Raw genomic sequence first — 15,006 nt, 5'->3', positions numbered from 1 at the left:
TAAGACGTTAGCCTTCCTGGACCGGCAGGTTTGCCGCCTTCCAGGCCATCCAGGAGCCCGGAACATTGGCCACATCACGAAAGCCGGCCTTCTTGAGGATGCTGGCGGCGATGGAGGCGCGATAGCCGGAGCCGCAGTAGGTGGCGGTGGTCTTGTCCGGATCCAGCTCGTTGAGCCGGTCAGCAAGGTGCGCGACGAAGATGTGCCTAGCGCCAGGCACCCGGCCCGCCGCGACCTCTTGAGGGCTGCGTACATCCAGCACCTGCACATCGGGCGCTTCACGACGTGCATTCAGTTCATGAACCGTCCATTCCTGAAGCCTGTTCAGCGGTAGCGCCGCGTTCTGCCAGTCCGTCATGCCGTTGCGTAGATAGCCGCGAATATCGTCAAGGCCTATCCGGTAGAGCTGGGTGACAGCCTGGTGAACATCGTCGGCCGATTCGCCCACCAGCAGGATCGGGCGAGCGTCGTCGAGCATCCAGCCAGCCCAGTTCACGAACTCGTTGCGCAGGGCAATGTTGATCGCCCCGGGCACGTGCCCGCCGCCAAACGCGAGGATCGAGCGGACGTCCACGACCTGCATGCCGCGCGCCGCCAGTGTCTCGAACTCGGACGGCGCGAGTGGCGGTGGTAGGGAAGCGCCCTCCATCTGTACGGCCGAACGCACGTTCAGCTGTTTCAGGCGCGCGTAGTGACGGGGTGGTTCCGGCATGTCCGCCAGTAGCCAATCGATAAACTCGTCCTCGCTCCGCTGCTCGCGCAACGCGGGGTTGAAGAGACGCTCGCTGCCGAGCGTGGAGTGGCGTCGGTCGCCGATGGATTTGCCGCAGGCCGAGCCGGCGCCGTGGCAGGGGTAGATTTCGATCCGGTCGCCAAGGGGCAGGTAGTGATCGAAAAGTGTGTGGTACAGCGCGCCGGCGAGTTTTCGTTCACTGCCTTCGCCCAGCAGGTCGGGGCGCCCGACGTCCAGGTTGAACAGGGTGTCGCCGGTAAACAGCGCGATCGGCTGGTCGCCCTGCTGGGCGTCGAACAGCTGCAGGGAGATGTGTTCTGGCGTATGCCCGGGCGTGTGCATGACTTGCAACGTGGCCTGCCCGAGCTCTATGGTCTCGCCACCGCTGACCTGGCGAAGCTCGAACTCGTAGTTATCCGCGCGACCGCCGATGATCTGTGCCCCGGTGCGCTTCGCCAGCGCCTGGGCGCCGGACACGAAGTCGGCATGGATATGTGTTTCGATGGCGTAGGCGATTCGCAGGCCTCGCGCCTTGGCCATTTGCAGGTAGATATCGATGTCGCGGCGGGGGTCGATGACCGCGGCTACCGCGGCCTTGCTGTCGCCGATCAGATAGGAAATCTGCGCCAGGCCGTCTGTATAAAAAGGTTCGAAAACAAGCATTGCCACCTCCGACGATGGTTAACGGATTGCTCAGTCAACTATTCGGACGGTGTGCGTGGCTGGACGTTCAGGCTATCGAGATGCCGTCATCAGGGAGCGGGAGCCTGCAGGCTGACCACCAGCTCGACGACGAGACCATCCGCCTGCGGTACGAAACGCAGATCGCAGGCACAGCGCTCGGCGATCGCCTTGACAATGGACAGGCCCAGACCACTGCCTTCACCTTCGCCGCTGCGCCAGAAGCGCTCCGTCAGACGCTCGAGCATTTCCGGCGGGATGGCCGAGCCGTGATCCTGCACGCTGAAGCGAACCCGGCTTTCATCCAGCTGGGAGATCGTCAAGCGGATGGTCGTGCCGTCCTGGGTATGGCGGCGGGCATTGTCGAGCAGGTTGCGCAATGCCGCGACCGCCAGGGTGGGCGGCATCGCCAGTGGGCGAAGGGAGACCTCTTGCGCCCCGCACAGCTCGATGTGCGGCCCAGGCTGCTGGCTGGCGTCAGCGATCGCCAGTTGCGCGACTTCGAGCGCCGTGCAACTGAGCCCGTCATCAAAGGACACGCGGCCTTCCACTCGCGCCAGCATGAGCAGCTGTTCGAGGATCCGGTGCAGACGATCCGTGCCGACCTCGGCCTGGGCCAATGCCCGTTTCGCGGTATCGCCCTCGGTCATGGCCGCCACCTGCAGGTGGGTCTTGATGGCGGTCAGCGGGCTGCGCAGTTCATGGGCGGCGTCATCGGTCAGCCGGCGTTCGCGTTCGAGCATGTGCGCGATCCGCGCGAACAGCTGGTTCTGGGTTTCGACCAGGGGCGTCAGCTCTCGCGGCAGCCGTTCGATGTGCAACGGCTCCACTGAATCGGCGCTGCGTTGCGCCAGGGCCATGCGTATTCGTCTGAGCGGCGCAAGGCCGTTGCCGATTCCGATCCACAACACGATCAGGCTGCCCAGCAACGCGACGAAAACCGGCAGCGCCGCGGCCAGGAGCACCGAACGCTGGAGTGCGCTGCGCTCGTCAAGGCGATCGGCCGTGGTGATGCGCATGCCGTTCTGGATGAAGGTGAAGCTACGCCAGGCGGTATCGCCGATCATCTGGTCGTGAAATCCGGTGCGCTGAGCGTCGAGGGCACTGTCTGGCGTCGCATGGCTGCGCGCCAGGATTTCACCCCGTAGAGAGCTGATCTGGCAGGCCAGGCCGTTCTCGATGCCCAGTTGTTCGGCGCTCAGACGGGTGCCTTCGCCCAGTTGCGGTTGCGGCAATTGCACCAGCAGACCCGCGACCATCCGCGCCGACGCAGCAAGGCGCTGATCGAGGGACTGCATCAACTGATTGCGAACATCGAAGAGCATCCAGGTCGCGGCCAGCGCCCAGAGCAGCACGAAGGCCGAGCCAAGGGTGAGGGTCAGGCGCAGGCGCAAGCTCATGGGTTGGGTGCCTCGGTGGGAGCCGACGCATGGCCGGCAGGGCCCAGGCGATAACCGATCCCCCTGACGGTTTCGACGATGCCGTTACCCAGCTTGCGCCTGAGATGGTGGATATGGACATTCAGGGCGTTGCTTTCAACGTCATCGCCCAGTCCGTACACGGCGTCCTTGAGCTGCTCGGCCGATAGCACGCGGCCGGGATTCTGCAGTAGCGCCTGGAGCAGCGCCTGTTCACGGCGCGACAGGTCCACGGGTTCGCCTGCCATGAACGCCGCACAGGCGGCGGGATCGTAGCTCAGCGGGCCGTGTTCGATCATCTGTGTCGCCCGACCGGCAGCGCGGCGCAGCAGGGCATGCAGGCGGGCGGCGAGCTCACGCAGGTCGAAGGGTTTGACGAGGTAGTCGTCAGCGCCCGCCTGAAGCCCGGAGACCCGCTCGGTTACCGCATCCCGGGCGGTCAGGATCAGCACAGGCAGCTCGAGGCCGCGGCGGCGCAGGCGCTGCAGAAAGCGCAGGCCGTCTTCGTCAGGCAGACCCAGATCGAGAATCATCAGGTCGAAGCTGGCTGTGCGCAGCAGCGAGTCGGCCTGCCCGGCCGTAGCGGCATGGGCCACGCTGAAGCCCTGGGCTTCGAGCCCGGCGACGATGCCACTGGCGATCAGTGCGTTGTCTTCTGTCAGCAGTACGTGCATGTGGGAATCGCTTGATAGGTAGCAGTCAGTATCGTCCGCCTGGATTAACGGCGCGTTAGCAGATGGTACGCCGAGTTGCTCGCGCCTCAACGTCGCTCGGCCTTACAGGTTGTGTCCGGGCAGCCTCGTTAATCGCCTCTTAATCCCGAGTCGGCAAGCTCGCCGTCGAATCGGGTAATCGGGTGTTGTGCATGCGAGCGCTTTTTATCTTTCTGGCCTGCTGCCTATGGTCCGTGCAGCTGGCGAACGCTTCGCCGTTCACCTTCGGTCAGAAGCAGCAGGACTTTCTGCCCGTGGACGAAGCGTTCACGCTGCACGTCGAGCAGCCTGACGCTGGCGGAGTCGTGCTGCGCTGGGACATTGCGCCCGGCTATTACCTCTACCAGGAGCGCCTACGATTCGCAGGGCTGGCACCGGGGACCGAGCCCCAGTTGCCGCCTGGCGAGCCCTACCATGACGAGTATTTTGGTGATTCGCGAATCTATCGCGACAGCCTGGAAGTGCAGCTCCCCGATGCGAATATCGCGTCGCTTGAACTCGGCTGGCAAGGCTGCGCCGATGCCGGCCTGTGCTATCCGCCGCAAACCCGCACGGTAGACCTGGGCGGCAGCAGCACGCCTCCGTCCACGCCGGTTCAGGCCGACGACCAGGCCTTGGCCAGCGGGCTACAGCAGCAGTCGCTGGGCTGGAGCCTGCTGATCTTCTTCGGACTCGGCCTGCTGCTTGCCTTTGCGCCCTGTTCGCTGCCGATGCTGCCTATCCTGGCCGGCATCGTGGTGGGTAGCCAGGCCGGGCCTCGCCGCGGCATGGCCCTGGCTGGCGCCTATGTATTCAGCATGGCGCTGGTCTACGCCGCCCTTGGGGTGGTGGCGGCGCTACTGGGTGCGAATCTGCAGGGATGGCTGATGCAGCCGTGGCTGATCGCAAGCTTCGCTGGCCTGTTCGTGCTCCTGTCGCTGCCCATGTTCGGCTTCTTCGAGCTGCAACTGCCGGCCGGCCTGCGTGATCGGCTGGAGCAGGCCGGCCGCCAGCGCCGGGGCGGCAGCCTCGCCGGGGCCAGCGCGTTGGGTGTGTTGTCCGGGCTGCTGGTGGGCCCTTGCATGACCGCACCGCTGGCCGCGGCGCTGCTGTACATCGCCCAAAGCGGCGACGCCCTGAACGGTGGCCTGGTGTTGTTCGCGCTGGGCCTGGGGATCGGTACGCCGTTGGTGCTGCTGGTGACAGTGGGCAATCGCTTCCTGCCCAAGCCTGGGCCGTGGATGGATCGCGTCAAGGTGTCCTTCGGTTTCCTGTTTCTGGTCGCCGCCCTCTACGTGCTGCGTCCGCTGTTGTCCGACCCACTCTGGGTAGGGCTGTGGGGCGCGCTTCTGGTCGTGGGCGCCAGCGGGCTGTTGCACCTGTCGCGGGAACTGGTGCGGCATCAGGCGCTCAGCCGCGCGGTGGCGTCGCTGGCTGGTATATGGGGCGTAGCGTTGCTGCTCGGAGCGGCTGGCGGCGCACAGGACGTCTTGCGGCCGCTCGGTGTATTCACGGGCAGCGTTGCGTCCTCGCAAGGTGCAGAGCCTGCACACGTATTTGTCGGCTTCAGCGAGCCGGCCGACCTTGATCGTGAGCTGGCTGCCGCCAGGGCCGCGGGCCAGTGGGTGCTGGTGGACTACTACGCCGACTGGTGCGTGTCCTGCAAGGTCATGGAAAAGGAGGTGTTCGGCGACGCGCAGGTGCAGGCGGCGCTAACTGGCGTGCGGATTCTGCGGCCGGACGTGACGCAGACCGATCCCGCCAGTCGTGAGCTGCTGAACCGCTATCAGGTCATGGGGCCGCCGACGCTGCTCTTCATCGGCCCGGACGGGGAAGAGCGACGTACCCAGCGCATCACTGGCGAGGTCGATGCGAATCAATTTCTGAACAGATGGAACCAGACTATGGAGCGTGGCTGATGCTGACGATCAACCTGGGGCCACTGGCACTTGCCGTCCCACATGTGCTGATGCTGGTGAGCCTGTTTATAGCGATGCTGACCGGCTGGTGGGTTGGGCGGCGCAGCGAGCGGAATCCGGAACAACAGCTCTTCAGGCTGCTGCTGGTGGCGCTACTGGTCGCGCGGCTGGCCTTCGTGCTGGTGTACGTCGAGCATTTCCGAGATGAGCCCTGGCGCGTGATCGACATACGTGACGGCGGTTTCATTGCCTGGCCGGGCTTGGTGGTGGCCGTTCTGTTGGGTTCCTTGCTGGCCTGGCGCGACAGCGGGCTGCGCCGACCGCTGGGCGCAGCGGTGCTGGTGGGTGTGCTCAGCTGGGGGTTCGGGACCTTTGCGTTGCACGCGTTCGAGCAGGGCACGCGACTGCCTGAGATGGGCCTGCGGGACAACCAGGGTAAACCCGTCGCCTTGCAGGATTACGTTGGCAAGCCCCTAGTAGTCAACCTGTGGGCCACCTGGTGCCCTCCTTGCAGACGAGAAATGCCAGTCCTTGCGCAGGCGCAACAAGACAACACCGACGTGACCTTTCTGTTCGTCAACCAGGGCGAGGGCGAGCGATTGATTGCCGACTTCCTCGACGGCGAAGGGCTCGGCCTGGAAAACGTCCTGCTCGATACCGGCGGTCGTCTGGGCCAGCACGTAGGGTCTGCGTCGCTGCCCACCACGCTTTTTTATGACGCCGAGGGACGCCAGGTTGGCAGCCACCTCGGCGAGCTGTCCCGTGCCAGCCTGGCGCGCGCCCTTGAGCAACTAGAGGTTAAAACCCAGCCATGAAACCGGTACGTTCACTTTCGTTTTTTATCTCAACGCTCGCCTTACTGCCGACGCCCTGGGCGCTGGCCGAAGCGCTGCCTCCCGCGGTTCAGGCCATTGAAGCGCGCGGAGCCAAAGTGGTCGGCAGTTTCGACGCGCCGGGCGGATTAAAGGGCTACGCGGCGCGTTACAACGGACAAGGCATTGCGCTGTATCTGACACCGGACGGTGATCATGTCGTGATCGGCAGTTTGCTGGACGCCGCTGGCGAAGACCTGACCAAGGCACCGCTGGAAAAGCTGGTGTATGAGCCGATGAGCAGCGAGATGTGGCAGCGGCTCGAAAGCAGCACCTGGATTGCTGACGGCGCGGCTGAGGCGCCACGGGTGATCTACATGTTTTCCGACCCGAACTGCCCGTTCTGCAACATGTTCTGGAAACAGGCACGGCCCTGGGTCGAAGCAGGCGACGTTCAGCTCCGTCACGTCATGGTCGGCATGTTGCGCCCGGACAGCGCAGGCAAATCCGCTGCGCTGTTGGCCGCGAAAGACCCTGAAGCGGCTCTCAATGAGCACGAGGCCGCGGGCAAGGCCAGCGCGCTCAAACCCATCGAGCGTATCGCGCCCGAGTTGAATGAACAGCTTGAGGCGAACCTCATCCTGATGGGCGAAATGGGCGCCTCGGCGACCCCGGCTATCTATTACCTGGATGAGCAAGGGCGTCTGCAGCAGCATCAGGGCGCGCCTCGTCCCGAGGCGTTGAATGGCATCATGGGGCCGTTGTCAAAACGCTAGCAACACCACACGGTCAGTCAGCACCGGCACCTATAACAAGAACGATCTGGAGGCTACATGAACGTCCCCCTCTGGCCCTTGGCCGGGCTCTTCCTTGCGATCTCCGTGTCCGCGCACGCCGCGGATGCCGCTGCGGTGTACAGCAAAGGCGGGACCAACCCCGCCGCGATGGCGTGCGCTACCTGCCACGGCGCCGAGGGTGAAGGCATGGCTGCTGCAGGATTCCCCCGCCTGGCCGGCTTGTCGGCGAATTACATGCGCAAGCAACTGGCTGATTTCGCGTCCGGTGCGCGGGCGAATCCAATCATGCAGCCCATTGCCGCGGCCTTGAGCCATGAGGAAGCCGACGCCGTCTCGACGATGCTGGCTGACAAGCCGCAACCGCAGGTCGAGCGAATCGACCGCACCGCGTTGGTCGACGGGCCTGGCGAAAGCCTTGCGCTGCGCGGCGCCTGGGATCGCAACATCCCCGAGTGCGTCGCCTGCCACGGCCCCAGCGGAACGGGAGTAGGCGACGCCTTCCCACCGCTGGCCGGGCAGTCGGCACAGTATCTGTCGTCTCAGTTGACCGCGTGGCGTCAGGGCACCCGCAAGAACGACCCCAACGACCTGATGGGCCAAATCGCACGTAGCTTGACCGAGGACGAGGTAACGGCGGTCTCGACGTAATTCGCAGGCCTGACTGACAAAGGAGCAGCCAAATGAAGACCCATACAACCGCGCTGCTGTTGATGTCATTGGGCTTCCCGGTGCTCGCGGACGACATCGCGATGGAAGATCAGTCGCAGATCCTGACCGGAGCAGGTGATCCCGCCAGCAGCAAGTACTTCCAACCGCCAAAGGAAAGCGAACTGCCTGACAACACCTACGGGCAGTTGGTACAGCAGGGGCGCGCCATATTCGTCGATACCAAGACGCATGCGCCCGACTATGTCGGCAACGGCCTGGCCTGTGCGAACTGCCACCTCGAACAAGGCCGGAAAGCCAACTCTGCACCGCTCTGGGCTGCCTACACCATGTATCCGGCGTACCGGAAGAAAAACGACAAGGTGAACAGCTATGCCGAGCGCCTTCAGGGCTGTTTCCAATTCAGTATGAACGGCAAGGCACCCGAGGCTGACGGCCCCGTTATCGCCGCGCTTTCAGCCTATTCCTACTGGCTTGCAACCGGAGCACCCACAGGTCAAGAGCTGTCAGGTCGGGCCTATCCGGAAGTGCCACAACCCGAAGGCGGATACGACCTGGCGAAGGGAGAACAGGTCTACGACGCACAGTGCGCCGTCTGTCATGGGCCGAAGCCACCTGGTCGCAGCAGTTACCTGACTGGCTGGGCTCCCATGCCCGCTGCTTCGCCTTCCTCGGCGGCGTGCCGGAGATCGTGGTGCCGGACAACCTGCGAAGCGCGGTGAGTAAGAGCCATCGCTACGAGCCGGACATCAACCCGAGCTACCGCGATCTGGCCGAGCACTATGGCGTGGCGGTGGTGCCGGCACGGGCGCGTAAGCCGCGCGACAAGGCTAAGGCCGAGGTCGGCGTGCAGGTGGTCGAGCGCTGGATCCTCGCCGCGCTGAGGAACCGCCAGTTCTTCTCCCTGGACGAACTCAACAGCGCCATCGCCTTATTGCTGGAGCGCCTCAACCGACGACCGTTTCGCAAGCTGCCGGGCTCCCGGCACTCGGCCTTCGAAGCCCTGGATCGTCCAGCGCTGCGCCCACTGCCGGAGCAGCCCTACGTCTATGCCGAGTGGAAGAAGGCGCGGGTGCACATCGACTACCACGTCGAGGTCGATGGTCATTACTACTCGGTGCCGTACCAACTGGTGAAGAAACAACTGGAAGTACGCCTGACAGCGCGCACGGTGGAGTGCTTCCACGCCAATCAGCGGGTGGCCAGCCACCTGCGCTCACCGCACAAGGGCCGGCACAGCACACAGGCCGAGCACATGCCCAAGAGCCATCGCGAGCATGCCGAGTGGACGCCACAACGGCTGATCCGCTGGGCTGAGCAGACCGGGCCGAACACGGCCGGCGTGATCAGCCACATCCTCGAACGGCGCATCCACCCAACCCAAGGCTACCGGGCCTGCCTGGGCATCCTCCGCCTGGGCAAGACCCATGGCGAAGTGCGCTTGGAGTTGGCCTGCCGTCGCGCCCTCAGCCTCGGTGCGTGCAGCTACAAGAGCCTCGAATCGATCCTGCGCCAGGGGCTGGAAAGCCTGCCGTTGGCTCAAGCCAACCTGCCCCTGCTGCCAGACGACCACGCCAATCTGCGCGGCCCCGGCTACTACCACTGACCCCAAGGAATCCCACCATGCTGCCCCATCCGACCCTGGACAAGCTCCAGACCCTGCGCCTGACCGGCATGCTCAAGGCACTCGCCGAGCAACTGAAAACCCCCGACATCGACAGCTTGAGCTCCGTGGAACGCCTCGGCCTGCTGGTCGACCGCGAACTGACCGAACGCGACGACAAGCGCCTCAGCAGCCGCCTGCGTCAGGCCCGGCTCAAGCACAGCGCCTGCCTCGAAGACATCGACTACCGTGCCCCGCGCGGGCTGGACAAGGGCTTGATCCTGCAACTGGGTAGCGGCCAGTGGTTACGCGACGGGCTCAACCTGATTATCAACGGGCCCACCGGCGTGGGTAAAACCTGGCTGGCCTGCGCCCTGGCACACCAGGCCTGCCGGGACGGCTACAGCGTGCGCTACCTGCGTCTGCCGCGCCTACTGGAAGAGTTGGGCTTGGCCCACGGCGACGGGCGCTTCGCCAAGCTGATGAGCGGCTATGCCAAGACCGACCTGCTGATCCTCGACGACTGGGGCTTGGCCCCGTTCACCGTTGAACAGCGCCGTGACATGCTGGAGCTACTGGACGACCGCTACGGCCAGCGCTCGACCCTCGTGACCAGCCAAATGCCCGTGGACAACTGGCACGAACTGATCGGCGATCCAACCCTGGCCGACGCCATCCTCGACCGCCTGGTGCACAACGCCTACCGGATCAACCTCAAGGGCGAATCGATGAGAAAGCGGGTGAAGAAATTGACGACACCGGGCACCTCAGACTAACAATGCAACCCCTGCGTCGCTGCGCTCCGACTGCCTGTCCGAATGGCCGTGGAACAGGTGTCCGGATCAGCGTGGGCTGAGTGTCCGAATGGCGTGGAATCCGCACCAATAGCGCGTCAGAGCGTTTATGAAGCGCTTTGGCACCTCTTGGAGCAGCAAAAGCTGGGGCTTTTACGCCGTCATCGCCTTCAACAGGCCTTCGGTGCCGATGATTTTCATCACCCGTTTCAAGTTGTAGGCGAGCACATTCAAGCTCATCTCCGCACTCACCCCGTTCAGCTTTCGGGTCAGGAAGTGCGTTGCGCCCATCCATTGCTTGAGCGTACCGAAGGGATGCTCAACAGTCCGTTTTCGAACCCGCATCATCTCTGGTGCTTGGTTCAACCGGCGCTGCATTTCCTCCAGCACTGCTTCATGCTCCCAGCGCCTTACTCGACGATTTGTGCTTGGTGTGCACTGGGTTTTCAGCGCACAACTCTGGCACTTAGAACTCCAGTAACAGTGCATATTCATGCCTTTCTCAACGCTGGAGAATCGCCAGATCAGTGCCTCTCCCGCCGGGCAGGTGTATTCGTTTTTCGTCGGGTCATACACGAAGGCATCTTTATTGAATCGGCCATCAGCCTTGGCGCTTGAAGTCATTGGCTTAGGCACGTAGGCCGTGATGTTTGCGTCGTGACAGGCAAGGATCTCTTCACCCTTGAAGTAGCCTCGGTCAGCCACCACGGACAGCGTTTCTGCGCCGATGGCTTCACGAGCCTGCTTCGCCATTGAACTGAGTTGGTCGCGGTCTGAACCGCTGTTGGTGACCTCGTGAGCAACGATCAGGTGGTGCTGCGTATCGACAGCCGTCTGCACGTTGTAGCCGACGATACCGCTGCCGCGCGTCATCATCGAACGGGCATCCGGGTCGGTCAGCGAAACCTGTTTATCAGGGGAATCGTTGAGCTGAGTTTCGATCCCTTGAAGCTCTTTCATATGCGCTTTTAGCTTGGCAATCTTATCTTCCAGGCTGGCAGTGTCTGGCGCGGAGGCGCTAGGAATCTGTCGATCAGCCGCATCGAGCACCTCCAAATAACGGCTGATGCTCGCCTCGATTTCTTCCATACGCCGCTTCAGTTTGGCGCTGGTGAAATTGCGGTCACGGTTGTTCACTGCCTTGAATTTGCTGCCGTCGATGGCAACCAAGTTTTCGCCAAACAACCCCAACTGCTGGCAGAGCAAAACGAACTGGCGGCAGACGCCGCGAATGGCCTTGCTGTTATCTTTTCGGAAGTTGGCGATGGTCTTGAAATCGGGCATCAATCGCCCGGTTAACCACATGAGTTCGACGTTGCGCTGAGCTTCTCGCTCAAGACGCCGGCTCGATTGAATGCGGTTTAGATAGCCGTAGATATAGATCTTCAGCAGGATCGAAGGGTGGTAAGCCGGTCTTCCGGTTTCGGCTGGAATGACGCCATCAAAACCTAGCGTGGCTAGGTCGAGTTCATCGACGAAAACGTCAACCACCCGAACCGGATTGGTATCGCTGACGTAGTCGTCGAGGCTTTCGGGAAGTAAGGTGCTTTGACCTCGGTGTTCACCCTGGATAAACCGTTTCATGGGCGTCCCATACGCTGAGATTCTCGGAAATCATAGCAAGGGTTTACCGGTGCGTTTTTACACACTCTGGGCCAAAAGCAGTCATCGCCATAGCGCAATTTTCAGGCTCTAACTTTTGCCCTAATGTCGCAAGACTATGCTCACCGTGGTATGGTCTGCGCTCTTTCCTGCTCTGACTGCTCAATACCTGACAGCATGATCGTCTCGAAAATCTCTGCCTGGCTGCCTACGCCGCCATAGCGCATAGCCCCCTCCCTGAGTCAGCTCGGCTTACCGACTGATTCGTCTTGCTGCGCCTGTAGCAAACCTGCCGTTTCACACGGCACCACGTGATACCTACAACTTGAACCTGACGCTTTCGGCACGCCGTCCCGGCATCGTGCTGCCGCGTCCATTGCCTTGGATTTATTGATGTTGCAGACAATCAAGCAGAACTGGTTTTCCAATCTGAGAGGCGACGTGCTCGCCGGCCTCGTCGTCGCGCTTGCACTGATTCCGGAAGCTATCGCTTTCTCCATCATCGCGGGAGTCGATCCCAAAGTCGGCTTATATGCGTCGTTCTGTATCGCTGTTGTGATCGCCTTCGTGGGAGGTCGCCCCGGCATGATTTCGGCGGCAACCGGGGCCATGGCGCTACTTATGGTGACCCTGGTGAAGAACCATGGCCTGGAGTACCTGCTGGCCGCCACGCTGCTGTGCGGTGTGCTCCAGATCATCGCCGGCTATTTGAAACTGGGCTCGTTGATGCGCTTTGTGTCTCGCTCGGTTGTGACTGGATTCGTCAACGCCCTGGCCATCCTGATCTTCATGGCACAGCTACCTGAACTGACCAATGTCACCTGGCACGTCTACGCCATGACGGCTGCCGGCCTTGGCATCATCTACCTGTTCCCCTATGTGCCCAAGATCGGCAAGGTGATCCCCTCGCCGTTGGTGTGCATCCTGGTCTTGACCGCAGTAGCCATCTACCTCGGGCTAGATATCCGCACCGTAGGCGACATGGGCCAACTGCCGGATACCCTGCCAGTGTTTCTCTGGCCGGACGTGCCGCTTACCTTCGAGACCCTGGCGATTATTTTTCCCTACGCAGCAGCGCTGGCTGTAGTCGGCTTACTGGAGTCGATGATGACCGCGACCATCGTTGATGACCTGACCGATACCACTAGCGACAAGAACCGCGAGTGCAAAGGTCAAGGCGTTGCCAACATTGCTTCGGGTCTAATGGGCGGCATGGCCGGTTGCGCCATGATCGGGCAGTCGGTGATCAACGTGAAATCTGGAGGGCGCACTCGCCTGTCCGCCTTGATCGCGGGTGTCGTACTGCTGTTAATGGTGGTGTTTCTCAGCGACTGGGTCAGCCAGATTCCCATGGCTGCGCTGGTTGCGGTGATGATCATGGTGTCCATCGGCACCTTCAGCTGGGACTCGCTGCGTAACCTGCGCAAATTCCCGCTCTCCACCAACATCGTGATGGTGGCAACTGTGGTCGTGGTGGTCTTCACCCATAACCTCGCCTATGGCGTTCTGGTAGGGGTTCTGCTGGCAGCCATGTTCTTCGCCAATAAGGTCGGTCACTACATGGCGATCACCTCCGAGCTGAATGAAGCCTCCGACCACCGCACGTACAAGGTGAGTGGCCAGGTGTTCTTCAGCTCCGCCGACAAATTCGTTGCGGCGTTCGACTTCAAGGAAGCGATCAGCAAAGTGACCATCGACCTCAGTCGCGCTCACTTCTGGGACATCACTGCCGTCGCAGCCCTGGACAAAGTGGTGGTCAAGCTTCGCCGCGAAGGCACCGAGGTAGAGGTACTGGGACTCAATGAAGCCAGCACCACTATCGTTGACCGCTTTGGTGTGCACGACAAACCTGACGCCATCGATCAACTCATGGGCCACTGATAAGGAGAACAACAATGACCCACGTAACCGCTTGCATTGACGGCTCTGCCTCGGCCCCTGCTGTTTGCGACTACGCTGCCTGGGCCAGCCAGCGCCTAGAAGCTCCGCTTACCTTCCTGCACGTACTGGATCAGCGCCAGTATCCGGTATCAGCCGATTTGAGCGGCAACATTGGTTTGGGCAGTCGGGAGCATCTGCTGGATGAGCTCGCCTCGCTGGACGAAAAACGCGGAAAACTGGCCTTGGAGCAGGGGCGCATCATGCTCGCCGCTGCCAAGGAGAGAGCCATGGCCGAAGGCGTGAGTTCACCGGAGACCAAGCAACGCCATGGCGATCTGCTGGAAAGCCTGCGGGAACTGGAAAGCGATATACGCCTGCTAGTGATCGGTCGCCAGGGCGAGTCCAGTGGTGGAGCAGAAGCCCATGTTGGCAGCCAGCTGGAGAGCGTCATTCGCATCATGCACCGTCCTGTGCTGGTGACGCCGGCCAGATTCAAAAAGCCTGAGAGCGCGATGCTGGCCTTTGATGGCGGCGCAACCACGCGCAAGGGCGTAGAGATGCTGGCCGCCAGCCCCTTACTGAAAGGACTGCCTATCCATCTGGTGATGGTAGGAACCGAGACAAAAGAGGGCTGGGCGCAGCTGGATGCCGCCTGTTCAACCTTATCCACGGGTGGTTACAAGGTACATACCGCCATGCGAGCCGGTGAAGTCGAACCCACGCTGCATGCCTATCAGAAGGAGCATGGCATCGACCTACTGGTCATGGGCGCCTATGGGCATTCCCGAATCCGGCAGTTCCTGGTTGGGAGCAACACAACCCACATGCTGCGCACCACCGCCACGCCCTTACTTTTGTTGCGCTAGATCGGATCTGGGGACAGGGCATCTTCTATGGAGTGCCCTAATTGCAAAGCTCTGCTGCCTGTTGTCTGTCGCGACATGCAGCCATTGCGATCAGTTCGACTTCACAGGCCCCGGATGACCTGGTTAAGTTCTATCGAAACGATTGGTTACATGCGCACATTCGAATGCGCGCATGTTGTAACTTTTCTGAAATGATTGGCTTAGTAAATTAGTGGCTCCCCCCACTCAATAGGTAGTGCCATGAAGAACCTCACCCTCTCAGCCCTGCTCCTCTCGTCTCTGTTCACCGGCTCCATTATGGCCAGCGAATTCGATAAGCCTGGTTTTGTTACCGAGGTTGAGGATGGTCGTCTCTGGGTTTTCCGCGAAGACTCTCAGGAACTGAAGGACTTCAAAGCCACTGGCGAGCCAGCCAAGCAGTTCACCGATATCGGTTCCGGCCCGAATGGCATGACGGTCAAAGCGGCTGACGAGAAAACCCTCAAGGATTACCTTGAGGTCATCAAGAAGTAAGCGCTTTCAAGCAGAATGCGGGCCTTTTC

At 61.9% G+C, this 15,006-nt stretch carries 12 protein-coding genes and 2 pseudogenes; 10 read left to right on the top strand and 4 right to left on the bottom strand.

Going from position 1 to position 15,006, the window contains the following annotated elements; translation table 11 throughout:
* Positions 1–7 precede the first annotated feature (7 nt).
* From H610_RS0101330 to H610_RS0101320, 3 genes are all read right to left on the bottom strand, one after another.
* Positions 8–1,396, bottom strand: coding sequence for an MBL fold metallo-hydrolase (locus H610_RS0101330; RefSeq protein ID WP_028238031.1), 1,389 nt, complete (start codon positions 1,394–1,396; stop codon positions 8–10).
* 89 nt (positions 1,397–1,485) lie between these two features.
* Positions 1,486–2,814: a sensor histidine kinase gene (locus tag H610_RS0101325; RefSeq protein ID WP_028238030.1), complete on the bottom strand. Its 1,329-nt coding sequence runs from the start codon at positions 2,812–2,814 to the stop codon at positions 1,486–1,488.
* The gene (locus H610_RS0101320; protein ID WP_028238029.1) at positions 2,811–3,506 is read right to left on the bottom strand and encodes a response regulator; all 696 of its coding nucleotides are present in this window, start codon (positions 3,504–3,506) and stop codon (positions 2,811–2,813) included. The genes H610_RS0101325 and H610_RS0101320 overlap by 4 nt, the downstream gene beginning before the upstream one ends.
* Positions 3,507–3,697: 191 nt before the next feature.
* On the opposite strand from H610_RS0101320, the gene dsbD reads away from it, so the two are divergent.
* The 7 genes and pseudogenes from dsbD to istB all read left to right on the top strand — a co-directional run bounded on the left by dsbD (position 3,698) and on the right by istB (position 10,097).
* Complete coding sequence (dsbD, locus tag H610_RS0101315; RefSeq protein ID WP_028238028.1) at positions 3,698–5,443, top strand: protein-disulfide reductase DsbD; 1,746 nt, start codon at positions 3,698–3,700, stop codon at positions 5,441–5,443.
* Complete coding sequence (locus H610_RS0101310; protein ID WP_017940150.1) at positions 5,443–6,258, top strand: TlpA family protein disulfide reductase; 816 nt, start codon at positions 5,443–5,445, stop codon at positions 6,256–6,258. Before dsbD ends, H610_RS0101310 begins: the two co-directional genes overlap by 1 nt.
* The gene (gene dsbG / locus H610_RS0101305; RefSeq protein WP_028238027.1) at positions 6,255–7,031 is read left to right on the top strand and encodes a thiol:disulfide interchange protein DsbG; all 777 of its coding nucleotides are present in this window, start codon (positions 6,255–6,257) and stop codon (positions 7,029–7,031) included. Before H610_RS0101310 ends, dsbG begins: the two co-directional genes overlap by 4 nt.
* Before the next feature lie 57 nt (positions 7,032–7,088).
* Complete coding sequence (locus H610_RS23030; protein ID WP_045736013.1) at positions 7,089–7,700, top strand: c-type cytochrome; 612 nt, start codon at positions 7,089–7,091, stop codon at positions 7,698–7,700.
* A gap of 32 nt (positions 7,701–7,732) precedes the next feature.
* A pseudogene (locus H610_RS23025) lies at positions 7,733–8,347 on the top strand (c-type cytochrome); the annotation flags it as partial.
* Positions 8,317–9,324 (top strand): annotated as a pseudogene (gene istA, locus H610_RS23020) (IS21 family transposase); the annotation flags it as partial. The pseudogenes H610_RS23025 and istA, both read left to right, overlap by 31 nt.
* 17 nt (positions 9,325–9,341) lie before the next feature.
* Positions 9,342–10,097 (top strand): IS21-like element helper ATPase IstB, encoded by a 756-nt coding sequence (gene istB / locus H610_RS0101285; protein ID WP_028238025.1) that lies wholly within the window; start codon positions 9,342–9,344, stop codon positions 10,095–10,097.
* A 171-nt stretch (positions 10,098–10,268) separates the two neighbouring features.
* Here istB and H610_RS0101280 read toward each other — a convergent pair whose 3' ends face one another.
* Positions 10,269–11,699, bottom strand: coding sequence for an IS1182 family transposase (locus H610_RS0101280; protein ID WP_028238024.1), 1,431 nt, complete (start codon positions 11,697–11,699; stop codon positions 10,269–10,271).
* A gap of 411 nt (positions 11,700–12,110) precedes the next feature.
* On the opposite strand from H610_RS0101280, the gene H610_RS0101270 reads away from it, so the two are divergent.
* The 3 genes from H610_RS0101270 (at position 12,111) to H610_RS0101260 (ending at position 14,977) form a co-directional block, all read left to right on the top strand.
* A complete protein-coding gene (locus H610_RS0101270; RefSeq protein WP_028238023.1) occupies positions 12,111–13,598 on the top strand; it encodes a SulP family inorganic anion transporter in 1,488 nt (495 codons plus the stop codon).
* Positions 13,599–13,612: 14 nt separating this feature from the next.
* Positions 13,613–14,464, top strand: a complete 852-nt coding sequence (locus tag H610_RS0101265) for a universal stress protein (RefSeq protein ID WP_028238022.1) — start codon at positions 13,613–13,615, stop codon at positions 14,462–14,464.
* 240 nt (positions 14,465–14,704) lie between these two features.
* Positions 14,705–14,977, top strand: a complete 273-nt coding sequence (locus H610_RS0101260) for a hypothetical protein (RefSeq protein ID WP_003118374.1) — start codon at positions 14,705–14,707, stop codon at positions 14,975–14,977.
* The last annotated feature ends 29 nt before the right edge of the window (positions 14,978–15,006 follow it).

This window comes from Stutzerimonas azotifigens DSM 17556 (genome assembly GCF_000425625.1).
Taxonomy (GTDB): domain Bacteria; phylum Pseudomonadota; class Gammaproteobacteria; order Pseudomonadales; family Pseudomonadaceae; genus Stutzerimonas; species Stutzerimonas azotifigens.
Note: the sequence above shows the minus strand (reverse complement) of the source record. Positions and strands in the feature narration are given on the sequence as shown.

Bases quoted from the DNA above. Each gene is read 5' to 3' on its own strand.
- H610_RS0101330 (WP_028238031.1), bottom strand. From the start codon at position 1,396: ATGCTTGTTTTCGAACCTTTTTATACAGACGGCCTGGCGCAGATTTCC.
- H610_RS0101325 (WP_028238030.1), bottom strand. From the start codon at position 2,814: ATGAGCTTGCGCCTGCGCCTGACCCTCACCCTTGGCTCGGCCTTCGTG.
- H610_RS0101320 (WP_028238029.1), bottom strand. From the start codon at position 3,506: ATGCACGTACTGCTGACAGAAGACAACGCACTGATCGCCAGTGGCATC.
- dsbD (WP_028238028.1), top strand. From the start codon at position 3,698: ATGCGAGCGCTTTTTATCTTTCTGGCCTGCTGCCTATGGTCCGTGCAG.
- H610_RS0101310 (WP_017940150.1), top strand. From the start codon at position 5,443: ATGCTGACGATCAACCTGGGGCCACTGGCACTTGCCGTCCCACATGTG.
- dsbG (WP_028238027.1), top strand. From the start codon at position 6,255: ATGAAACCGGTACGTTCACTTTCGTTTTTTATCTCAACGCTCGCCTTA.
- H610_RS23030 (WP_045736013.1), top strand. From the start codon at position 7,089: ATGAACGTCCCCCTCTGGCCCTTGGCCGGGCTCTTCCTTGCGATCTCC.
- istB (WP_028238025.1), top strand. From the start codon at position 9,342: ATGCTGCCCCATCCGACCCTGGACAAGCTCCAGACCCTGCGCCTGACC.
- H610_RS0101280 (WP_028238024.1), bottom strand. From the start codon at position 11,699: ATGAAACGGTTTATCCAGGGTGAACACCGAGGTCAAAGCACCTTACTT.
- H610_RS0101270 (WP_028238023.1), top strand. From the start codon at position 12,111: ATGTTGCAGACAATCAAGCAGAACTGGTTTTCCAATCTGAGAGGCGAC.
- H610_RS0101265 (WP_028238022.1), top strand. From the start codon at position 13,613: ATGACCCACGTAACCGCTTGCATTGACGGCTCTGCCTCGGCCCCTGCT.
- H610_RS0101260 (WP_003118374.1), top strand. From the start codon at position 14,705: ATGAAGAACCTCACCCTCTCAGCCCTGCTCCTCTCGTCTCTGTTCACC.